General features: G+C 66.4%; 21 protein-coding genes and 1 tRNA gene. 9 read left to right on the top strand and 13 right to left on the bottom strand.

Features of this window, described 5'->3' with window-relative positions; translation table 11 throughout:
* Window positions 1-445 precede the first annotated feature (445 nt).
* Together rpsT and mutM are read right to left on the bottom strand one after the other, a co-directional pair.
* Window positions 446-709 (bottom strand): 30S ribosomal protein S20, encoded by a 264-nt coding sequence (gene rpsT, locus Sj15T_RS17380; RefSeq protein ID WP_007687699.1) that lies wholly within the window; start codon window positions 707-709, stop codon window positions 446-448.
* Window positions 710-828: 119 nt separating this feature from the next.
* Window positions 829-1,641, bottom strand: a complete 813-nt coding sequence (gene mutM / locus Sj15T_RS17375) for a bifunctional DNA-formamidopyrimidine glycosylase/DNA-(apurinic or apyrimidinic site) lyase (RefSeq protein WP_013039315.1) — start codon at window positions 1,639-1,641, stop codon at window positions 829-831.
* 125 nt (window positions 1,642-1,766) lie between these two features.
* Between mutM and Sj15T_RS17370 the strand changes: the two genes are divergently transcribed.
* Entirely contained in the window at window positions 1,767-2,498 is a 732-nt protein-coding gene (locus Sj15T_RS17370) for a class I SAM-dependent methyltransferase (RefSeq protein ID WP_013039314.1), read from the top strand.
* Between the two features lie 49 nt (window positions 2,499-2,547).
* Window positions 2,548-4,089: a 2-polyprenylphenol 6-hydroxylase gene (gene ubiB, locus Sj15T_RS17365; RefSeq protein WP_007687692.1), complete on the top strand. Its 1,542-nt coding sequence runs from the start codon at window positions 2,548-2,550 to the stop codon at window positions 4,087-4,089.
* Window positions 4,090-4,184: 95 nt separating this feature from the next.
* Here ubiB and Sj15T_RS17360 read toward each other — a convergent pair whose 3' ends face one another.
* The 6 genes from Sj15T_RS17360 to pabB all read right to left on the bottom strand — a co-directional run bounded on the left by Sj15T_RS17360 (window position 4,185) and on the right by pabB (window position 9,786).
* The gene (locus tag Sj15T_RS17360; RefSeq protein ID WP_013039313.1) at window positions 4,185-5,300 is read right to left on the bottom strand and encodes a zinc-binding dehydrogenase; all 1,116 of its coding nucleotides are present in this window, start codon (window positions 5,298-5,300) and stop codon (window positions 4,185-4,187) included.
* Window positions 5,301-5,311: 11 nt separating this feature from the next.
* Complete coding sequence (msrA, locus tag Sj15T_RS17355) at window positions 5,312-5,983, bottom strand: peptide-methionine (S)-S-oxide reductase MsrA (RefSeq protein WP_013039312.1); 672 nt, start codon at window positions 5,981-5,983, stop codon at window positions 5,312-5,314.
* Window positions 5,970-6,137 (bottom strand): hypothetical protein, encoded by a 168-nt coding sequence (locus Sj15T_RS17350; RefSeq protein WP_013039311.1) that lies wholly within the window; start codon window positions 6,135-6,137, stop codon window positions 5,970-5,972. Before Sj15T_RS17350 ends, msrA begins: the two co-directional genes overlap by 14 nt.
* Window positions 6,138-6,589: 452 nt before the next feature.
* Window positions 6,590-7,792: a pyridoxal phosphate-dependent aminotransferase gene (locus tag Sj15T_RS17345; protein ID WP_007687681.1), complete on the bottom strand. Its 1,203-nt coding sequence runs from the start codon at window positions 7,790-7,792 to the stop codon at window positions 6,590-6,592.
* A gap of 148 nt (window positions 7,793-7,940) precedes the next feature.
* Window positions 7,941-8,564: an aminotransferase class IV gene (locus tag Sj15T_RS17340; protein ID WP_013039310.1), complete on the bottom strand. Its 624-nt coding sequence runs from the start codon at window positions 8,562-8,564 to the stop codon at window positions 7,941-7,943.
* Between the two features lie 46 nt (window positions 8,565-8,610).
* A complete protein-coding gene (gene pabB, locus Sj15T_RS17335; protein ID WP_013039309.1) occupies window positions 8,611-9,786 on the bottom strand; it encodes an aminodeoxychorismate synthase component I in 1,176 nt (391 codons plus the stop codon).
* A 91-nt stretch (window positions 9,787-9,877) separates the two neighbouring features.
* Between pabB and Sj15T_RS17330 the strand changes: the two genes are divergently transcribed.
* On the top strand, window positions 9,878-10,291 hold the full coding sequence (locus tag Sj15T_RS17330; RefSeq protein WP_007687678.1) for a DUF983 domain-containing protein: 414 nt from the start codon (window positions 9,878-9,880) through the stop codon (window positions 10,289-10,291).
* Here the strand turns inward: Sj15T_RS17330 and Sj15T_RS17325 are convergent.
* Window positions 10,275-10,712, bottom strand: coding sequence for a thioesterase family protein (locus Sj15T_RS17325; protein ID WP_013039308.1), 438 nt, complete (start codon window positions 10,710-10,712; stop codon window positions 10,275-10,277). The two genes, Sj15T_RS17330 and Sj15T_RS17325, sit on opposite strands and share 17 nt — an antisense overlap.
* A 213-nt stretch (window positions 10,713-10,925) precedes the next feature.
* On the opposite strand from Sj15T_RS17325, the gene Sj15T_RS17320 reads away from it, so the two are divergent.
* Both Sj15T_RS17320 and Sj15T_RS17315 read left to right on the top strand, forming a co-directional pair.
* The gene (locus Sj15T_RS17320) at window positions 10,926-12,161 is read left to right on the top strand and encodes a YceI family protein (RefSeq protein ID WP_041386263.1); all 1,236 of its coding nucleotides are present in this window, start codon (window positions 10,926-10,928) and stop codon (window positions 12,159-12,161) included.
* A 43-nt stretch (window positions 12,162-12,204) separates the two neighbouring features.
* The gene (locus tag Sj15T_RS17315; protein WP_013039305.1) at window positions 12,205-13,314 is read left to right on the top strand and encodes an AI-2E family transporter; all 1,110 of its coding nucleotides are present in this window, start codon (window positions 12,205-12,207) and stop codon (window positions 13,312-13,314) included.
* A gap of 26 nt (window positions 13,315-13,340) precedes the next feature.
* Here the strand turns inward: Sj15T_RS17315 and Sj15T_RS17310 are convergent, their stop codons facing one another.
* From Sj15T_RS17310 to Sj15T_RS17300, 3 genes are all read right to left on the bottom strand, one after another.
* Window positions 13,341-15,224: an ABC-F family ATP-binding cassette domain-containing protein gene (locus Sj15T_RS17310; protein WP_013039304.1), complete on the bottom strand. Its 1,884-nt coding sequence runs from the start codon at window positions 15,222-15,224 to the stop codon at window positions 13,341-13,343.
* Between the two features lie 396 nt (window positions 15,225-15,620).
* A complete protein-coding gene (locus tag Sj15T_RS17305; RefSeq protein WP_013039303.1) occupies window positions 15,621-17,879 on the bottom strand; it encodes a glycoside hydrolase family 3 N-terminal domain-containing protein in 2,259 nt (752 codons plus the stop codon).
* A 115-nt stretch (window positions 17,880-17,994) separates the two neighbouring features.
* Window positions 17,995-18,081: transfer RNA gene (locus Sj15T_RS17300), tRNA-Tyr, on the bottom strand.
* A 103-nt stretch (window positions 18,082-18,184) separates the two neighbouring features.
* On the opposite strand from Sj15T_RS17300, the gene rlmB reads away from it, so the two are divergent.
* On the top strand, window positions 18,185-18,925 hold the full coding sequence (gene rlmB, locus Sj15T_RS17295; RefSeq protein WP_013039302.1) for a 23S rRNA (guanosine(2251)-2'-O)-methyltransferase RlmB: 741 nt from the start codon (window positions 18,185-18,187) through the stop codon (window positions 18,923-18,925).
* 22 nt (window positions 18,926-18,947) lie between these two features.
* Entirely contained in the window at window positions 18,948-19,688 is a 741-nt protein-coding gene (locus tag Sj15T_RS17290) for a hypothetical protein (protein WP_041386262.1), read from the top strand.
* Window positions 19,689-19,871: 183 nt separating this feature from the next.
* Here the strand turns inward: Sj15T_RS17290 and Sj15T_RS17285 are convergent, their stop codons facing one another.
* Window positions 19,872-20,189 carry a 2Fe-2S iron-sulfur cluster-binding protein gene (locus tag Sj15T_RS17285; protein ID WP_007687660.1) on the bottom strand — a complete coding sequence of 106 codons (318 nt, stop codon included), beginning with the start codon at window positions 20,187-20,189 and terminating at the stop codon, window positions 19,872-19,874.
* A gap of 77 nt (window positions 20,190-20,266) precedes the next feature.
* Between Sj15T_RS17285 and Sj15T_RS17280 the strand changes: the two genes are divergently transcribed.
* Together Sj15T_RS17280 and Sj15T_RS17275 are read left to right on the top strand one after the other, a co-directional pair.
* Window positions 20,267-20,884 carry a DNA-3-methyladenine glycosylase gene (locus Sj15T_RS17280; RefSeq protein WP_013039300.1) on the top strand — a complete coding sequence of 206 codons (618 nt, stop codon included), beginning with the start codon at window positions 20,267-20,269 and terminating at the stop codon, window positions 20,882-20,884.
* Complete coding sequence (locus Sj15T_RS17275) at window positions 20,885-21,112, top strand: hypothetical protein (RefSeq protein WP_007687658.1); 228 nt, start codon at window positions 20,885-20,887, stop codon at window positions 21,110-21,112.
* The last annotated feature ends 64 nt before the right edge of the window (window positions 21,113-21,176 follow it).

The raw sequence follows: 21,176 nt of genomic DNA, 5'->3' as shown, positions 1-21,176 counted from the left end.
AAACAGTCGACCCCCATCAACTGCACCCCCATAGGCAGGGGCGATGCGACACAGAGACCCGTTCCGGAAAAGCCCCGCCTTTCCGAACGCCTTGCATCAACCAACCTTCTGATGACCGCCGGAAATTCGATTCGAGTGGCGGCCGGAGGATCAAAATAGACAGGCCTGCTTCGTCGGATCAAGGGCGCTGCCTGTCAAAAATGTTAAATAAACCCGTTGACTCGGCAAACTCCGCAGAAAAGGCCGGTTTGAAAAATTATCACCATTTTTCAGTTACTTATAAGCTTGCCCAAGCAGGCCCCGCGCTCGAATCGAAGGAGAATCGCGGGAAACCGGGGCTTCCTCCAAAATGACCCTTTGGTGAACAGAATATGAAAAAGCCCGCCCTGCATCGATTGCGGGGCGGGCCTGTCCTGACTGACGAGCTTAAAAAAGCGGCTGCGTCTCAGCCGAGAGCGCTGACGCGCTTCGTCAGACGGCCGAACTTGCGGGCCGCGGTGTTCTTGTGCAGCACGCCGCGGGCCACGCCGCGAGCGAGTTCCGGCTGGACCGACTGAAGCGCCGTGGTCGCGGCAGCCTTGTCGCCGGCGGCGAGGGCGGTTTCGACCTTCTTCACCAGGGTGCGAATCCGGCTGATGCGGGCGCCGTTGATCTCGGCGCGGCGGGCGTTGCGGCGGATGCGCTTCTTGGCTTGCGGCGTATTGGCCATTTATTGTCCTCGGTTCTCGTCAAATCTCGTGAAGGAGCCCGTCGGAATCGCCAACCAGCTCTCGTGAAGGTGCGCCCCTTACAGGGGAACCGGGGTTGCGTCAACCGCCGAGCGCCCCGCTATTTCTGGCATTTCGGGCAGAAAAAGGTCGATCTGCCCCCGTCCAGGCGGCGCCTGATGGGCGTGCCGCAGACGCAGGGCTCCCCTTCGCGGCCATAGACCCGCCATTGCTTGGAGAAATAGCCCAGTTCCCCGTCGGGCCGCGCATAGTCGCGCAGGGTGGAGCCGCCTGCGGCGATGGCGGCGGCCAGCACCTCCCGAATCGCGTCGACCAGCAGGACGAGACGCGCCCGGCCGATCCGGCCCGCTTCGCGCGTCGGGGCGATGCCCGCCATGTTGAGCGCCTCGCAGACATAGATATTGCCCAGTCCCGCGACGATGCGCTGATCGAGCAGCGCGGCCTTGATCGACGTCGCCTTGCCCTTGAGCGCGGCGGCCAGGCTATCGGGGGTGAAATCCGGCCCCAGCGGTTCCGGTCCCATGCGGGTGAAGGGGTTGTAGGCTTCCCGCGCCTCGCTGCGAACCAGGTCGAGCGAGCCGAAGCGGCGCGGGTCGTTCAGCGCAAGCAGCCGCCCTCCCCCCGTCCCGATCAGCAGATGATCATGCGCCCCGATCTCCGCCGGATCGATTCGCCAGCGGCCCGACATGCCAAGGTGGAAGATCAGCGTGTCGCCGCGATCGGTGTCGATCAGGCCATATTTGGCGCGGCGCGACAGGCCGGTGACGGTGGCGCCGGTCAGCCGCTGGCGCAGGTCGGCGGGTATCGGGAAGCGCAGGTCGGCGCGCCGCGGCTCCACCCGCGTCAGGAGCGAGCCTTGCAGGACGGAGCGCAGGCCCGCCACGGTGGTTTCGACTTCGGGAAGTTCGGGCATGGCCCTCTATGTAATGCGCCGGACGGCCCGGCAACAGGCGACTTGGCGCATGCGGCGGGCCATGGACATTTTACCCGATCTCAGATGTTTCCTCTGCCCGGAAAAATGCTCTAGAGCGTGCGGCCATGAGTGAAACCGCTTCCTTTGGCTATCGCGATGTCGAAGCCGCCGAAAAGCAGGGGATGGTCCGCGCCGTCTTCTCCAACGTCGCGTCCAGATATGATCTGATGAACGACGCCATGTCGGGCGGCGCGCATCGGCTGTGGAAGGACCAGTTCGTCAACCGGGTGAAGCCGCACCGGGACGAGCGGATACTGGACATGGCGGGCGGCACAGGGGACATCGCCTTCCGCCTGCATCGCCATGGCGCCCAGGTGACCGTGTCCGACATCAACCCCGAAATGCTGGCCGTGGGCGTCGAGCGGGCGAAGAAGAAGGGGCTGGAGGGCCTCATCTGGTCGGAACAGAATGCGGAGGAGCTGAGCTTCGCGGACCGGGCGTTCGACGCCTATACGATCGCCTTCGGCATCCGCAACGTGACCCATGTCGACAGGGCGCTGCGCGAGGCGCATCGGGTGCTGAAGTTCGGCGGGCGATTCTTCTGCCTGGAATTTTCCACGACGACATGGCCGGGCTTTTCCGACGTCTATGACGTCTATTCGCACCGGCTGGTGCCCCGGCTCGGCAAGCTGCTGGCCGATGACGAGGACAGCTATCGCTATCTGGTCGAATCAATCCGCCGCTTCCCCCCCATGCCGGCGTTCGAGCGGATGATCCGCGACGCCGGCTTCGTGCAGACGAAGGTGGAGCCGATCCTCGGCGGACTGGTGGCGATCCATAGCGGGTGGAAAATCTGATGGGGCGCCCGTCACGTCCTTCTCCCGCAGGGGAAGGGCATAAATAGCGATGCCTTCCCACCTCACGCATATCTGGCGGCTGCTGAAATGGGGCCGCACCCTGGCGCGGCATGGCGCGCTGACCGGGATCGAGCGCGATCCGCTGACGCCGACGCCGGTGCGGCGGCTGGTGCGGGTGGCGCGGCTGGGCGCGCGGGTGCCCCGGCAGCCGCGCTATGCCGACGCCTTCCAGTCGATCGGCCCGGCGGCGATCAAGCTGGGCCAGACGCTGGCGACGCGCCCCGACCTGGTGGGGGAGGATGCGGCGAACGACCTGCTGCGCCTGCAGGACGCCCTGCCCCCCGTGCCGTTCGCCACCATCCGGGCGCAGATGGAGCAGAGCTTCGGGCGGCCATTGGAAACGCTCTACAGCCGCTTCGACGAGGCGCCGGTGGGCGCCGCATCCATCGCGCAGGTGCACCGCGCCGTGACGACGGACGGGCGCGACGTCGCGGTGAAGGTGATCCGTCCCGGCGTCATCGACCAGTTCAACCGCGACATCCAGACCTATGAATGGGCCGCCGCCCATGTCGAGATGCTGGGCGGCGAAGTAGCCCGCCTCCGCCCCCGCCTCGTCATCGCGAACATGAAGCGCTGGACGGCGCGGGAACTGGACCTGCGGCGCGAAGCGGCATCGGCTTCGGAACTGGGCGAGGCGATGGAGGCCATGCCCGGCTATCGCGTGCCCGCCATCGATTGGGACCGCACGACCGGCAAGGTCATGACGATGGAGTGGATCGACGGGGTCAAGATCTCCGACCGGGACGCGCTGATCGCCGCCGGCCATGATGTGAAGGAGATCGCGGCAAGGCTGGTCAACGCCTTCCTGCGCCAGGCGATCGCCGAAGGCTTCTTCCATGCCGACATGCATCAGGGCAATCTGTTCGTCACCGCCAATGGCGACATCGTCGCGATCGATTTCGGCATCATGGGCCGCATCGACCGGCGGGCGCGGATGTGGCTCGCGGAGATCCTCTACGGCCTCATCACCGGCAATTACCGCCGCGTGGCGGAAATCCATTTCGAGGCGCAATATGTGCCGGGCCATCACAATGTCGAGGAGTTCGCGACCGCCCTGAGGGCCGTGGGCGAACCGATGCGGGGCAAGCCGGTGCGCGAACTGTCGGTCGGCGGCATGCTGGACGGCCTGTTCGCCATCACCCGCGATTTCGACATGCAGACCCAGCCGCACCTGCTGCTGCTGCAGAAGACGATGGTGATGGTGGAGGGCGTCGCGACCGCGCTCGACCCCGACATCAACCTGTGGGAGACGAGCGGCCCCTATGTGAAGGAATGGCTGCGCGCCGAACTGGGGCCGGAGGCGAAGGCCGCCGACGCGCTGATCGAGAATGTCCGCATCTTGCAGCGCCTGCCGGGCCTCGTGAAGCGGATCGAGGAGGCCTTTCCGGAAAAGGGCGGCGCCCCCCCGCCGCCGCCCCTGACGGAGGTCAGGCTGATCCGGGTGGGCAGCGGCTGGCGCTACATGCTGGTGGCGCTGCTGGCCGGCCTGGCCGGGGCTGGCGCAATGGCGGCGGCTACGACCTTTCTATAGAGGGGCGCTTCGGCAAGTTGCGGTCATTATCCCACCGTCACCCCGGATCAAGTCCGGGGTGACGAATAGGGGAAAGGTCCGCTTCCCACCCCAACTCAACCATTGGGTACGATCAGATATTTCTCCCCTGTCCGGCGGGCGCTATATGTCAGCACCGCGTCGCGGCTCAGCGCTTCCTTGAGGGAGATGCGCGCCTTGTAATGGCTGGCGAAGGTGGTCGTCAGGCCATCGCGCACCCGCTGGCGCAGGCGCTCGGCGGTTTCGGTGCTCGCCTTTTGCAGGAAGGAGAAAAGCAGCCAGCCGCCGATATTCCAGCCAAAGCCGAAGCTGCGCGTCAGGATGGTCGGCGACATGTCAAGCGCGCCGTAGATATAGGCCTGCTTCAATATGTCCGAGCCATAGCGGCTATAGGGCGCGTTCTTGCTCACCACCTGCTCCATGGCGTTGAGAATCTGGCTGACCAGATGGCCGCCGCCGATCGCGTCGAAGGCGATGGTGGCGCCGGTGGCAGCGACCGCATCCTGAAGCCGGGCGACGAAGTCTTCCTGCGAACTGTCCAGCACATATTCGGCGCCCATGTCCTGGAGGATCGCCACCTGCGCTTCATTGCGGACGATGTTGACCAGCGGAATGCCGTCCTCCTGGCAAATGCGCACCAGCATCTGGCCCAGATTGGAGGCGGCGGCGGTGTGCACTATCGCCTTGTGCCCTTCGCGCGTCATGGTTTCGACGAAGCCCAGCGCCGTCAGCGGGTTGACGAAGGCCGACGCCCCCTGCTCCGCCGTGACATCGTCCGGCAGGGCCATACAGCCGGCGGCGCCAAGCAGGCGGTATTCCGCGAACATGCCGCCCCCGATCATCGCGACCCGCTTGCCCAGCAATGCCTGGGCTTCCGGCGCCTCGCCCGCGGCCATGACGGTGCCGGCGGCTTCATTGCCGATGGTCATGGGCTGGCCGACGCGCCCCACCAGCGCTCGGCGCGCCGGATCGGACATGCGGGCAACGATCCGGCCCTCCGCATAATCGGCATTCGCCAGATCGGCGGCAGCGAACAGCAGACCCAGGTCGGAAGGATTGATCGGCGCGGCCTCCACCCGGACCAGCACTTCGTCGCCCTTGGGCGCGGGGAGCGTTTCCTCCGCCAGTTCGACGGTCAGGCGACCGTCTTCATGCAGGGTCGAGAGCAGCGTGAGGCCGTGGGTGTCGCTCATGACATTGCCTTTCAAGCAGAGGGGCGGTCGCTGTAAAATGCGGGAAACAGCGCCTTGAGGGCCGTCAGCTTGGGTATGTCCCATCGCTGGACATAGGGGTGGCGGGGGTTTTTCCTCAGGAAGTCCTGATGATAGTCGTCCGCATCCTGAAAGCCGGTGAAGCGTTCGATGCGGGTGACGATGGGGTCGCGCCAGAGGCCCGATTGGCCAAGCTGGACGAGATAGGCCCTGGCGGCCCGTTCCTGCTCCGCGTTCAGGGGGAACAGCGCGCTGCGATATTGCGTGCCGTGATCCGGACCCTGATAGTCGAGCGTGGTCGGATCGGCGATCACCGAGAAGAAGATGCGCAGCAACGTGCCGTAGCTGACCTGCCTGGGATCGTAGGTGACGCGGACGGATTCGGCAAAGCCGGTATCGCCCTCGCTCACCTGTTCGTAATCCACCCTGCGGCCACGCGGGCCGCCCGCGAAGCCGGACACGGCGAGACGCACGCCCTTCACATGCGAAAAGACGCCTTCGACGCCCCAATAGCAGCCGCCCGCGAAAATGGCGGTTTCGAGCTTTCGGGCCGGGACTGCGTCGACCGCCGGGATCGGCGCGAGCACCGGACGTTCCGCGCGCAAGGGGGAGGCGACGGCCAAAGCCGCCAGAAAGGCAAGGGCGATGCCGTCAGCGCGCCGCATCGTCCACAACCGGAGCCGGGGCCGACGCCGCCATGGCCTGGCCGGTCAGCGGCGGCGCGTCGCTGTTCGGCTGAAGCACGAAGACGCCGATCGCGCCGATCGCGAACCCGCCCAGAAAGCGCAGGAACAGGTCGGATTTCAAGAAGGCCAACATGGCGTTCTTCCTTTCGGTCGTCTCGACCGCCGCAAGCGGGCGGCCATGAATGTCGCGCGGCTTAATCCCGGATGAACGCTGCGCCAGGGCAGTTTCGACCAACGCCCGATGCGGAACGATGGATGTCGGACCAAGCCAGTTTCGGTTCGAAACGGGATATAAACTCCCTCTCTCCATCCGCAAGACGGCGACGGGGAAATTTTCCGTTTCCTAGGCTGTATCGACATTCAGAAGATGGCGAGCCGAAAATGGTGGTTTTCCGTGACCCGGCGCGCAGCCTACTCAAAGTAGGTGAGCACCGGAAGCACGGAAAAGCGCCATTTGCAGGCCGTCAGGGCTGAATGTCGATACAGCCTAAAAGAGGGGGGTCGGGAGGGGAAGGCAGGCCTGTTCCGCCCTTCCCCTCTCCAGCTTCAATCCCTCACCCGTCTTCGACAGGGGGATTGAAACGGTCACTTCAAGGCGGCGCAGGCCTCCTGGATGCGGGTGCAGGCCTTGCGCAGCACCTCATCGGAGGTGGCGTAGCTGATGCGGAAGGCCGGGGAGAGGCCGAAGGCCGCGCCATGGACGGCGGCAACCTTGGCTTCGTCCAGAAAATAGCCGATCAGCGCTTCGTCGCTGTCGATGACCTGCCCCTTGGGCGTCGTCTTGCCGATCAGGCCGCTGGCGTCGGGATAGACGTAGAAGGCGCCCTCCGGCGTCGGGCAGTCCAGCCCCGGCGCGTCGTTCAGCATGGCGACGACCATGTCGCGGCGCTTCTTGAAGGCGGCATTGCGCTCCTCCAGGAAATCCTGATCGCCGGTCAGCGCGGCGACGGCGGCCGCCTGGCTGATCGAGCAGGGATTGCTGGTCGACTGCGACTGGAGCTTGCCCATCGCCTTGATCAGCCATTCCGGGCCGCCGGCAAAGCCGATGCGCCAGCCCGTCATGGAAAAGGCCTTGGAACAGCCGTTGACCGTCAGCGTGCGGTCGTAGAGGTCGGGACAGACCTGCGCGATGGTGGCGAAGGGCGTCGGCGCATACCAGACATGCTCATACATGTCGTCGGTCATCACCAGCACATGCGGATGACGCAGCAGCACCTCGCCCAGCGCCTTCAGCTCCGTCGCCGAATAGGCCGCGCCCGACGGGTTGGAGGGCGAGTTCAGCATGACCCACTTGGTCCTGGGCGTGATCGCGGCGTCGAGCTGGGCGGCGGTGATCTTGTAGCCCTGGCTCGCCGGCGCCTCGATGAAGACCGGGGTGCCGCCCGCGAAGTTCACGATGTCGGGATAGCTGACCCAATAGGGCGCCGGAATGATGACCTCGTCGCCGAGATCGACAGTCGCGACCAGCGCGTTGAACAGCGTGTGCTTGCCGCCCGAGTTCACGCTGATCTGGCTGCGCTTGTAGAGCAGGCCATTGTCGCGCTTGAACTTGAAGGCGACGGCGTCCTTGACGTCGGCGGTGCCGTCGACATCGGTGTAGCGGGTGAGGTTCTTGCGGATCGCCTGGATCCCCGCCTCCTTCACGAAGTCGGGCGTGTCGAAGTCCGGTTCGCCGGCGGAGAGGCCAATGACGTCCACGCCTTCGGCTTTCAGGGCATTCACGCGCGCGCTCATCGCCAGGGTGGCGGAGGGCTGGATGCGACCGAGGGCTGCGGAAGTCTGGCTCATCGTGACAATCTTTCTGAAGAATCCCCAAGGCCCGCAATGATACGGACGGCAGGCTCCTTAGTGCGCAACGAAAGAAGGGGCAACCGCCAGTTGGCGTCCGGTGGCCGCAGGTGCGGATATAAGGGTCAGGGAAAATCGGTTCGGCGCGTCAACGCGACAGCGACGCCGCCACCATGCCGCGCGCGGCATTGCCGATGAAGAAGCCATTTTCCAGGTCGCGGGGGCGCAGGTCCGCCTCCACCGCCTCGCCCATGTCGAGCAGGCTGCGGCGCAGCACGCCCGGCAGCACGCCGCGCGACAAAGGCGGCGTCAGCAGCTTGTCGCCGCGTTCGATGAAGATGGAGGAGAAGCTGCCCTCCGTCACGAAGCCCTCCTCATCCGTCATCACCACCTCATAGGTGCCCCCGCGCTGCAAGGCGTCGCGGTAGATGGAGCGGTCCGTCGTCTTGTGCGCCAGCCGCGCATCGGCGGCGGGCGCGTTGCGGGGGACGAGCGCGACCTGCATGATCGCCTGCGGCCAGGTGCGATATTCGCGCACTTCGATGGCGATGGAGCCCCGGCGCGACACCAGCAGGCGAAGGCGGCTGCGCTCCCGCAGGCGGAAGGTCGCGGCCTGAAGCTCATTGCGCACGTCATGACGGTCGAAGGCGAAGTCGAGCGCCTCCGCGCTGGTCTTCAACCGCTCCAGATGCAGTTCCAGCAATCTGATGCCCTCGACCGGATCGAAGGCCATGGTTTCGAGCAGATCGAACCGTCCGTCAGCCAATGCCATGGAAAACCGCAAACCCCTTATGCCGATCGATGATGGCGCCGATGAATCAGGCCGGTGCGAGGAAGCGCCCCTTGGCCAGGCATTCCGCCCATTCGGACGCGACATCCGAATCCGCGACGATGCCCGATCCCAGACCCAGGCGCCCCTCCCTGCTGCCTTCTTCGACGCAAATGGTGCGGATGGCAACATTGAACGCGGCGTCGCCCGACGGATCGATCCAGCCCATGGAGCCGGTATAGACGCCGCGCGCGAAGGGTTCGACCGCATCGATGATCTCCATCGCCCGGACCTTGGGCGCGCCGGTGATCGACCCGCAGGGGAAGAGGACGCGCAGCACGTCGACCGGGGAAAGGCCAGGCAGCAGCCGCGCCCGGACGGTCGACACCATCTGGTGGACGGTCGGATAGGTTTCCACCTTGAACAGGTCGGGCACCGTGACCGTGCCAGCGCGGGAGACCCGCGACAGATCGTTGCGCAGCAGGTCGACGATCATCAGGTTTTCGGCGCGCTGCTTGGCGTCCCGCTCCAGCCATTGGATGAGGTCGGCGTCGCGGGCCAGGTCGGGATCGCGGGGGGCGGTGCCCTTCATCGGGCGCGCGGTCAACTGGCCGCGGACATGGGTGAAGAACAGCTCCGGCGAAAAGGAGAGGATCATATGGTCGCCGGTGCGCAGCATGCCGCCATAGCCGGCCTGCTGGCGCGGGCGGATCGCGGCATAGAGCGCCATGGGATCGCCGGTGAAATGCGCGGCGCAGGGAAAGGTCAGGTTGACCTGATAGATGTCGCCGGCGCGGATATAGTCCTGGACCTGGGCGAAGGCGGCGCGATAGGCGCCCTCGTCGATCAGCGGCTGGACGCGGTCCACCCCGGCGCCCGCCGGGTCGGGCAGCAGGCCGGTCATGGCACCCGGATCGATCAGGCGCACCCCTTCGAACAGGCCGAACCAGAGAAGCGGCGTCTTCGGCCGGTCCTGCCGGTGCCGCTCCGCCAGCGGGTGGAGGCGATCCTCCAGCGCCAGCCCGGCTTCATAGGCGATGAAGCCGGCGGCGTGCAGCCCGGCCTCCGCCGCTTCGGCCAGGCGGTCCAGCGCCGGCTGCACCTCCGCCAGCCGATGGGCGGCGATGACCGACACCGGATCGCGATAGAGGCGCGCGGGGGCGGGCGCCCGCGTGCGGGCGTCGTCGAACAGGACGAAGGTTTCGGTCGGTCCCGGAAGGCGCATGGCCGCTTCTTAACAGGCTTTGCGCGGCGCGGAAGCTCTAACAGGATGCGCGCATATTGCGCGGACCGTCCATTGGCCATAGGGGAAGGCGATGGATCAGGGATTGCCCCATGACGATGCGGCGCGGCCTTTGCGGCCGGCGCTGGCGCTTGCCCTCAGGGGCCGTTGCCCCGCCTGCGGCGAAGGCCGCATGTTCGCGCGCTTCCTGAAGCCAAGCCCCGCCTGCCGCCATTGCGGGCAGGCGTGGGACGCGTCGCGGGCGGACGATTTCCCCGCCTATATCGTCATATTGCTGCTGGGGCACCTGCTCGTGCCGCTGATGATAGAGGTGAACGCGGCGCTGGACATTCCGCTGGGGGTGCAGGCGGCGCTATGGCCCGGCCTTGCGATCCTGCTCGCGCTGGCGATGATCCAGCCGGCCAAGGCCGCGGTCATCGCCTTCCAGTGGAGCCGCCGCATGGACGGCTTCCGCCAGGACCGATCGACATTCAGTCGGGGCGGATGATGAAATTGCGTTCCATCGCCGCGCGCAGGGTTTCGTCGATGGCGCGGCGTCCCTCCGACCCATGGGTGACGACGGTGGTGTCTGCGGTCGCGACGCACACCCCTTTCTGAAAGCCGGCCGAACTGATGGTCCAGCTCGTGCGGCCGATATGGCCGATCGCGCAATGCACCTCGAACGGATAGGGGAAATGGGCTTCCTCGACGAAATTCAGGTTCACGTTCGCGACGAGCCAGCGCACCCCCTGTTCCTGCGGATGGCGGCCCAGATGATGGTGGAACCGGATGCGGGCCGTTTCGAATATGCCGGAGATCGCCACATTGTTGATGTGGCCCATCGTGTCGATGTCCTGGAAGCGGGTGTCGATGCTGGTGACGAAACGATAAGCTGCCGGGCTAAGGCGCCAGGATTCGGGTTTGGCCATGTCCTGCTTGTCCTGTGTCCTGTTTTCCTATGCTCTTAGCCACTGGCCGCCGGGATGCAATCATCAGGTGGAAATTGGTCGGGCTGCGACCTTTATGACACAGGCGCGAAGGCCGTTCATCCGTTGAGGTAACGGATCGTTTCCCGGCGCGGCGGTGGACTTCCGCGCAGGTGCGGCATAGCTTCCGCGCCACATTGTCGCATGGGGGTCTTGATGCAACGCTATAGCCGGCTGGCCATTTTCCTGCACTGGGCGATCGCCGCCCTGCTCGCCTTCCAGATCGCGGTGGGATGGGCGCTGGAAGATCTCGGCGCGCGCGGCTTCGCGCTGTTCCAATGGCACAAGTCGATAGGCATCTCTATCCTGCTGCTGACCTGCGCCCGCATCGCCATACGCTATTGGAAGCCGCGCCCGGCGCCGGTCGAGCGCGGCTGGCAGGGCGCCCTGGCCAAGGCGGTGCACGCGGGGCTCTACCTCTTCATGCTGGGTGCGCCGCTGACGGGATGGGCGCTGGTGTCGACCGCTAAGGTGAAGGTGCCGACCCTGTTCTTCGGCATCGTCCCCCTGCCCCACCTGCCCCTGCCCATGACCGCGCATGAACTGGCCGAGGGCGGGCACGGCCTGATCGCCTGGATCGGCATCGCGCTGTTCGCGCTGCATGTCGCGGGCGCGCTGCGGCATCATGTCCTGAAGGGCGACGGGTTGCTGTGGCGGATGATGCCCGCCCGCTCTCCGCTGTGGCTGGCGGCCTTGCCCGCGCTGATCGCGCTGGGGTTCGTCCTGGGGCGCGTCATCCTGCCTGCGCCCGCTCCGAAGGCGGCCGCCGCGCCGGTCCTGCCAGCGGCGGTCGAGGAGGAAGAAGAAACGCCCGCCAATGCCGCAGAGCCGGCCGACAATGCCGGCAATGCTGCTGTCCCGGCCGAAGCCGACAATGCGGCGGCGGAAGAACCGGCCGGCCCGCCGCCCTCCTGGGCGGTGCAGCCCGGCGGGACCATCGGCTTTTACGTCGGGAACGGCGGCGAGACGATCAGCGGCGGCTTTTCCAGATGGACGGCGAAGATCGCGATGGACCCGGCCCATCCGGACAGCGCCGACATCCGCGTGGAGATCGACCTGGCAAGCGCCAGCGTCGGGGACAGCTACAAGGACGGCATGCTGGCCGGGGACGAATTTTTCGGCGCGGCGGCGCACCCCAAGGCCGTCTTCACCGCAAAGGGCGCGGAGAAGGCCGGCGCGAACGGCTATCGCGCCTCTGGCACCCTGACCCTCAAGGGCGTGAGCAAGCCGCAGAGCATCCGCTTCACCCTGTCCGGCACCGGCAAGGCGCGCAAGGTTTCCGGATCGGCCACCATAGCCCGCGCATCCTTCGGCGTCGGCAATGGCGACAGCAGCGCGGGGCTGGACCCCAAGGTATCTGTCAGCTTCGGGTTCAGTGCCAAGGCGGAATGACCGGCGGATAGATTTACATCGGGACTTCTGCCAAAGCGGCGTCATGGACAATAAAGAGCCGTCAGCAGCGCGGATAGAGGATGGAGTCTTCCTGGGCTTCGTCCTCATCGTCTCGGTCGCCTTCGCCCTGGTGATCGAGCCCTTTTTCGCGGCCATATTGTGGGGCGTGATCGCCGCCATCCTGTTCGCCCCCGTCAACCAGGGATTGGTCGGCATGATGCCCCGGCACCGGAACAGCGCGGCGGCGCTGACGCTGCTGCTGATCGTCGCGCTGGTGATCGTGCCGGCCATCATCCTGGCCATGGCGCTGGTGCAGGAAGCGACCCTCTTCTACGCCAAGGTGCAAACCGGCGAGATCAACTTCGCCCGCATGTTCGCGCAGTTCCAGGCGAGCCTGCCCAGATGGGCCGCGGCCTTTCTGGAGCGGCTGGGCATCACCAATTTCGCCGCGGTGCGCGAGATGCTGAGCGAAGGCATAACGTCCAGTTTCCGCACGGTGGCGACGCAGGCGTTGCAGATCGGGCAGAGCGCGTTCAGCTTCCTGATGGCGCTGGGCGTGATGCTGTACCTGACCTTCTTCCTGTTGCGCGACGGGCCGAAGCTGGCGGCGATGGTGGACCGGGCGGCGCCGATGCGCACCGCCTATCGCCAGGCGTTGATGCAGCAGTTCGTCATCGTCATCCGCGCCACGATCAAGGGCAGCATCGTCGTCGCCATCGTGCAGGGGGTGATCGGCGGCGTGGTGTTCTGGGCGCTGGGGCTGCCGGGGGCGTTGCTGTGGGGCGTGCTGATGGGGGCGTTCTCGCTGATCCCGGCGGTTGGGACGGGGCTGGTCTGGGTGCCGGTGGCCATCTATCTGTTCGTGACCGGGGCGGTGGTGGAGGGGTTGATCCTCGCCTTTTGCGGCATGTTCGTGATCGGGATGGTGGACAATATCCTGCGTCCGATACTGGTCGGGCGGGATACGCGGATTCCCGACTATGTGGTGCTGATCACGACGCTGGGCGGGATCGACCTGTTCGGGTTCAACGGCATCGTCATCGGGCCGGTGATCGCGGCGCTGTTCATCGCGACCTGGAATATCGTGACGAAGATGCGGACGGGGGCGGATGGGCTGGAGGGACCTTTGACGGAGGAACCTTCGGGCGGGTGAAGGCCAGCGCTAGTGCGAACAGGCTCTTATAGTTCCTCCAGCGCGGCGCTGGCTTCCATCCAGCTTTCTTCGGCCGCTTCCAGCTTCTTTTCGAGGTCGGCGCGCTTCACCATCAGTTCGGTCATGGTCATCTTCGCCTCCGCGCCGGTCGCGCTTTTGGGGTCGAACAGCGCCTGGTCGATGCGGCTGCGTTCGGCGGCCAGCGCGGCCATTTCCTTTTCCGCCTTGCTGACGGCGTTCTTCGCCGCCTTCTGCCGTTCGCGCCATTGCGCGGCGGTGCGCTTTTCCGCCTTGCGGTCGGTCTTCGGCGCATCGCCCCCCGAACCCCCATTGCCGCCACCGTTTCCGTCGGCCTTGCGCAGGATGATGTCGGTATAATCCTCCAGGCTGCCGTCGAAGGGCTGGGCCGTGCCGTTGTCGACCAGCACGAGGCGGTCGGCCACCAGTTCGATCATGTGGCGGTCGTGGCTGACGATGACCACCGCGCCCGAATAGTCGTTCAGCGCCTGCACCAGCGCCTCCCGGCTGTCGACGTCGAGATGGTTGGTCGGCTCGTCGAGGATCAGCAGGTGCGGCGCGTCGCGGGTGATGAGGGCGAGGGCCAGCCGCGCCCTCTCCCCGCCCGACATGGAGCCGACCTTCTGCGTGGCGCGCTCGCCGGAGAAGCCGAAGCGGCCTAGCTGGGCGCGGACGGCGGCGGGGGTTGCGCCCTTCATCACCCGGCTCATATGTTCGAGCGGCGTGTCGCCAACGTCCAGTTCCTCCACCTGATATTGGGTGAAATAGCCGACATTCATCTTGGCCGAAGCGTTCATCGCGCCTTCCATCGGCTTCAACTGCGCGGCGATCAGGCGGGCCAGCGTGGTCTTGCCGTTGCCGTTGCGGCCGAGCAGCGCCAGCCGGTCGTCGGGATCGATGCGCAGGTTCACGCGGCGCAGGACGGGCGTGTCGTTGTAACCGACCGCCGCCATGTCCATGGTGATGAGCGGCGGGCGCAGTTCGGGCGGGCTGGGGAAGCCGAAATGCAGCGTCGGGTCTTCGATGGCGGCGGCGATGGGCTGCATCTTCGCCAGCGCCTTGGCGCGGGACTGGGCTTGTTTCGCGGTGGAGGCGCGGGCGGAGTTGCGGGCGACATAATCCTGCAATTTCTCACGCTCCGCCTGCTGCTTGACGCGAGCGGCCTCCTGCTGGGCGAGGCGTTCGGCGCGCTGCCGTTCGAAGGCGTCGTAGCCGCCGGGATAGAGGGTGACCCTGCCCCCCTCCAGATGCAGGATATAGTCGACCACATTGTTGAGCAGGTCGCGTTCGTGGCTGATGACGACCACGGTGCCGCGATAGCTTTTGAGGAAATTTTCCAGCCAGAGCGTCGCTTCCAGGTCGAGATGGTTGGACGGTTCGTCGAGCAGCAGCAGGTCGGGATTGGAGAAGAGCAGGGCGGCCAGCGCCACGCGCATCTTCCAGCCGCCCGAATAGCTGTCGAGCGGGCGGCCCTGCATTTCCTCGTCGAAGCCCAGGCCGACCAGGATGCGGGCGGCGCGGGCCGGGGCGGTGTAGGCGTCGATGGCGTTCAGCCGTTCGTAGATATGGCCGAGCCGGTCGGGATCTTCGGTATGTTCCGCCTCCGCCATCAGTTCGGCGCGTTCCCTGTCGGCGGCGAGGACGGTGTCGAAGGGGGTGGCGGTGCCCGACGGCGCTTCCTGCGCGATATAGCCGAGGCGGGTGTCGCGGGGCATGTCGCAACTGCCCTCGTCCGGGTCGATCTGGCCGATCATCACCTTCATCAGGGTCGATTTGCCCGCGCCGTTGCGGCCGATGAGGCCGACGCGGCTGCGCGGCGGCAGCGCGGCGCTGGCGCGGTCGAGAATAGCGCGGCCGCCGAGGCGCACGGTGATGCCGTTCAGGTTGAGCATGGAGGGGGCCTCTAGCAGAGCGGCAAGGCGTGGTGAAGGCGCTCCGGTGGAGTTTTGCAGCAGGTGCTGTCGTTGCGAAGTTCACAGCGTTGTGGCTCACGCATTTGCGTGGGTGCGGAGTGGTGGCGTTGATTTCGCAATAGGAGAATTTTTGCGGAATGGGTGTGCGGAGGGTGCCCGCGCGGCGCGGGGTGAATGGGTTGACGGTGGGAAAGAGCCAGCGGGGTTATGGCATGGTCGCGGGGGTGTAGGACAGGGCTTCGTCCACTCCATCCGGGTTTCGTCACCCCGGGCTTGACCCGGGGTCCAGCTTCCCCTGACGCGGCGGAAGAAAAGAAAGCGGGATCCCGGGTCAAGCCCGGGATGACGTTATGGGGTGAAGGTCCATGGCCGCTGCTACCCTGCGGCGTAGAGGGTGAAGGCGCCTTGCAGGCCGCCGACGCTGGACTGGCCGATCCACAGGTCGAAGGCGCCGGGTTCGGCGAGGCGGCGGTTGCCTGCGCCGACGAATTCCAGGTCGATGCGGGAGAGGGAGAAGCGGAGCGTCTTGCTCTCGCCCGGTCCCAGCGTGACGCGCTCTATGCGTTTGAGTTCGCGGATGGGGCGGGTGCGGCTGGCGACGCGGTCGCGGATGTAGAGTTGGACGACTTCGCTGCCCTTGCGCTGGCCCTTGTTGGTGACGCGGACGGTGATGCCGATGGCGGCGTCCCAGCGGAGCGCGGTGTCGGAGAATTTGAGCTGGTCGAGGACGAACTCGCTGTAGCTGAGGCCGTGGCCGAAGGGAAAGCGGGCGCTGTTGTCGGTGGTCGTGTAGCGCGATCGATATTCGGTGCGGTTGTCGATCACCGGGCGGCCGGTCGACTTGCGGTCGTAGAAGAAAGGCTCCTGCCCCGATTCCCAGGGGAAGCTGACCGGCAGCTTGGCGGAGGGGTTTTCCTTGCCGAACACTATGTCGGCAATGGCATGGCCGGATTCGGAACCGAGGAACCAGGTGGCGAGGATCGCCTGCGCATTGGCCACGCCGTCATGCAGCGCGAGGGCGCGGCCGTGGCGGAGCAGGACGATGACGGGCTTGCCGGTGGCGGCGACGGCGTCGGCCAGCGCCTGCTGCACGATGGGGATTTCGATGGCGGTGCGCGATTGCGCCTCCCCCGACATGTCCTGGGATTCACCCAGCGCCAGGAGGACGACATCCGCCGCCTTCGCGGTCTCCACCGCCTTGGCGACGCCGCCGTCGATGGGCGTCAATATGCCGCTGCCGGGCGCGATCAGCAATTTGGCGGGGTCCGGCATGGCGGCGCGCAGGCCGGTGGCGATGTCGACGCCCTTGCCCTTGTCGCCGTAAAAGGCCCAGGGGCCGTAGACGTTCATCCTGTCCTCGGCAAAGGGGCCGATCAGGGCGATGGTCTGGCCTTTGGCGGGGTCGAGGGGGAGGACGCCGTTGTTCTGGAGCAGCACGATGGAGCGGGTGGCGGCTTCGCGGGCAAGGGCGCGATGGGAAGGCGTGAAGATGCGGGTCTTTTCCACTTCCTCATTCAATGAGCGGTAGGGGTTTTCGAACAGGCCGATGGCGGTCTTGACGTAGAGGATGCGGCGAACGGCGACGTCGACCGTTTCCATCGGCACCGCGCCGCTTTTCACCAGATCGGGGATGTGGCGGATATAGAGGCCGCTCTGCATCGACATGTCGACGCCCGCGAGGATGGCGAGGCGGGCGGCGTCGCGCTCATCCTCCGCATAGCCATGGGCGATCAGTTCCTCGTCGGCGGTATAGTCGGAAAAGACGAAGCCGCGAAATTTCATCTCGCCGCGCAGCAGGTCGGTGAGGAGGTCGCGGTCGGCTGTCGCGGGGACGCCGTTGATCTCGCTGAAGGCGGCCATGGTGGTGAGCGCGCCCGCCGCGAAGGCCGCGCCGAAGGGGGGCAGATGCGTCTCCCGCAGCGTCTCTTCGCTGATGTCGACGCTGCCATATTCCAGGCCGCCCGCGACCGCGCCATAGGCGGCGAAATGTTTGGGGCAGGCGAGCAGGCTGTCGTCGCGGCGCAGGTCGCGGCCCTGGAAGCCGCGCACGCGGGCGGCGGCGAAGAGGCTGCCGAGGGCGACGTCCTCCCCCGCCCCCTCCACCACCCGGCCCCAGCGCTGGTCGCGGGCGACATCGACCATCGGCGCGAAGGTGAGGTGCAGGCCCGCCGCCGTCGCCTCCACCGCCATGGCGCGGGCGGTGCGTTCGGCGAGCGAGGGGTCGAAGCTGGCCGATTCGGCCAGGGTCACGGGGAAGATGGTCTTGAGGCCATGGATCACGTCGCCCGCGAACAGCAGGGGGATGCCGAGGCGGCTCTGTTTGAGCGCGATGTCCTGTGCGCGGCGGGCGCCCGCCACGCCGATGCCGTTGAACAGGCAGCCGACCCTGCCCTTGCGGATTTCGTCCGCCAGTTGCCTTTCATTCTGGATGCCGACCTGCGGGTTGGGCGGGTTGTAGGGGCGGAAACTGTCGGCCAGGCAGGTCATCTGGCCCGCCTTTTCCTCTATGGTCATGCGGGCGATCAGGTCGTCCACGCGCTCCACCTCGCCCGCGGCGAGGGCGCGGCGGGGGAGCGGGAGCGTGAGGAAGCCGGCAAGGGCAGCGGTCAGGACGGCGCGGCGGTTGATGCTCATCAGGGGAAGTGTAGCAGATGTCGGATGAACCGCACTTATCCCGTCGAAGCGCGCAAGCAACCGGCGGAGAGATGGGCTGAGCCATAAGGCCGGTCAGTGCGGCCGAGGGGGGCGATGGTGGACAGGGCTGGATTCGAACCAGCGTACGGGAAACCCGGGCAGATTTACAGTCTGCTGCCTTTAACCACTCGGCCACCTGTCCAGTCGCCATACCGTTTCGGAGAGTGCCCCGACCGGCTGGAGGGCGCTCCAATGGCGAAAGGAGACTTGCCTGTCAATGGCTCAATGTGAAAAGAGCGCTTCCCATGAAAAGAGGAAATCGCACCGGAAAGGCCAAGGGCACTTTCCCCCGTTTTTATGGACGGCATGCCGTCATCGCCGCGCTGGCCAATCCCGACCGGGTGGTGCGCAAGATATGGGGGACGCGGGAGGCTTTGAATGCGCTCGACCTGCCGCCGGTCCTGCCCATCGTCTATGCCGACGGCGCCGATCTGGGCCGCATGGTGCCGTCGGACGCGCCGCACCAGGGCATCGTGGCGGAGGTGGAGCCGCTGGACGATGTGTGGCTGGGCGACGTGCTGGAGGCGGGGCAGGACGACAAGCGCCCGGTGCTGGTGCTGGACCAGGTGACGGACCCGCATAATGTCGGCGCGATCCTGCGGTCGGCGGCGGCGTTCGACGCACTGTGCATCGTGACGCAGGACCGGCACGCGCCGCCCGAATCGGGGGTGCTGGCCCGCTCGGCTTCGGGCGCGCTGGAGATCGTGCCCTGGGTGCGGGTGGTGAACCTGGCCCGCGCTCTGGATGAGATTGCGGAGGCGGGTTACTGGCGCATCGGGCTGGACGGCGAGGCGGAGCAGACTTTGGGCGAGGCCATCGGCACGTCGCGGGTCGCGCTGGTGCTGGGGGCCGAGGGCGAAGGGCTGCGGCACAACAGCATGGCGCATTGCGACATTTTGGCTAAACTGCCGATCAGTCCGCGCATGGAGAGCCTGAACGTGTCCAATGCGGCGGCGATTGCCCTTTATGCGGCGGCCAGCCGGTAAGAGGGACTGACGGGGGGTGGACATGGGCGCTTTTCTTCGCTTCGCCGGGGTGCTGGCGGCCGGTCTGCTGCTGTCGGCCTGCCTGGTGACGCCGGGCAGGTTCGAATCGACGCTGGATATCCGCGCCGACCGGAGTTTCAGCTTCACCTATAAGGGCGAGATATTGGCGTCGGATGTCGGCAAGGGGCTTGGCTCCATGCCGTCGGGCGACGATCCGATCGACGATGCCGCGCCCAAGGATAGGCAGAGCAGCCTGCGGACCGCGCTTCAATCGAAGGAGCAGGGGGAGAGTTTCGACGCCAAGGGCGACAAGGGTGACGAGCAGCAGATGCAGGCCATCGCGGCGGCGCTTTCGAAGGAAAAGGGATTTCGGTCGGCCCGCTATATGGGGAACCGGCGGTTCGAGATCGACTATGCGATCAGCGGTCGGCTAACCCACGCCTTCCTCTTTCCGTTCAACAGCGACGCGCAGATCGTGCTGCCCTTCGTCGCGGTGGAACTGCGCGGGGAGGACCGGGTGCGGGTGAAGGCGCCGGGCTATTCCAACGGCTATGACAAGAGCCAGAATCCGATGGGCGGCGGCGCGGGCGAGGATGCGGCCAAGGCGCTGGACGGGCTGTTCACGCTGACCACCGATGCGGAGATCGTCAGCCAGAATCAGGAGGACGGCGCGCAGGATATGCCGCAGGGCAAGCGGATCGTGTGGAAGGTGACGCCGCTGACGAGCGAGGCGCCTGCGGCCACGCTGAGGGTGCGGCCTTAGCGGCGGTGGGCGGTTGGGGGTGCGGACCTATCCTATTCCTCCCCATCGAGAGATGGGGAGGGGGACCGGCCGAAGGCTGGTGGAGGGGAAAGGGGCACGACCTCCGAATTTCCCCTCCACCACTCGCTGCGCGAGCGGTCCCCCTCCCCATGCTTCGCATAGGGAGGAATTTTTTGGGGGGACTCAGTCTTCCGGGGCGATGGTCACGCGCAGGCCGTCCAGCGAATCGCTGAACTGCAACTGGCAGGACAGGCGGCTGGTCTCGTTGCGATGGTCGGAACTGTCGAGCAGGTCGTTCTCATCCTCGCTGATCGCGGGCAGGCTGTCGGCGAAGGCCGGGTCGACGAAGACATGGCAGGTCGCGCAGGAGCAGCAGCCGCCGCACAGCGCCAGCAGTTCGTCAAAGCCGTTGTCGCGGATGATCTCCATCACGGAAAGGCCGCTCTGCGCCTCCACCGCCTGTTCTTCGCCCGAACGGTTGACCACGATCAGTTTCGCCATGTACCCAGATCCCTCATATCTTTTCCCGCCGCTCATGTCGGACGGGCGACGGGAAATCAAGGGCCGGGCGACAATTGATGGTGAATACAGCGGAAGAGTTGCGGGCCAGCCTGGACGTCATCGCCGCCATGGAGCCGGGTTTCGCCGCGGCGATCGGCCGGGTCGGCTATCCCCTGCCCCGCATGCGCGAACCGGGCTATGAAACCCTGCTGCGCACCATCGTCGGCCAGCAGGTGAGCGTCGCCGCGGCCGCCGCCGTCTGGCGCAGGCTGGAGACGGAACTGGGCGCGGGCTGCGCGCCGGACGCCCTGCTCTCCCGCGATTTCGACGCGCTGCGCGCCTGCGGCCTGTCGCGGCAGAAGCAGGGCTATGCCCGCAGCCTGGCGGAACTGGTGGTGAGCGGCGGCATCGACCTGCACGACCTGCCCCAGGACGATGAGGAAGCCATCGCGCAACTGGTGCGGATCAAGGGGATCGGGCGCTGGTCGGCGGAAATCTACCTGCTGTTCGCGGAAGGGCGGCCGGATGTCTGGCCGGCGGGAGACCTGGCGGTGCAGATCGAGATCGGGCGGATATTGGGCCTGCCCGAACGGCCCGGCGAGAAGCTGACGCGCGAGCTGGCCGAACGCTGGCGCCCCCATCGCGGCGCGGCGGCGATCATGGCCTGGCACCATTATAATACGGAGGTCTTGTAAGTGCCCCTGCCCCATGCCCGCTACATCGTCCTGGAACATGAGGGCGTGTGGAAGATCAACCTCGACAACCGCTATTACGGCCCCTTCGCGACGCGGGAGGCGGCGGTGCAAAACGCCACCGACACCGCCCGCAAGGCCAGCGGCGCGGGCTATCCCGCCTCCGTGCTGCTGATGCGGGGCACCGCGTTCGAAACGCTCTGGACCAGCGTGCCGCCCGACGGCGCCTGAAAAAATTTCAGCGCCTTGGGGAACCGCCCGGCGATTTGCGCATTTTACGCCTCCGGTTGCCTGG

Origin of the sequence: Sphingobium sp. TA15, from assembly GCF_037101235.1 — a bacterium.
Lineage (GTDB): Bacteria > Pseudomonadota > Alphaproteobacteria > Sphingomonadales > Sphingomonadaceae > Sphingobium > Sphingobium indicum.
This window is presented reverse-complemented; position numbering and strand designations above follow the sequence as displayed.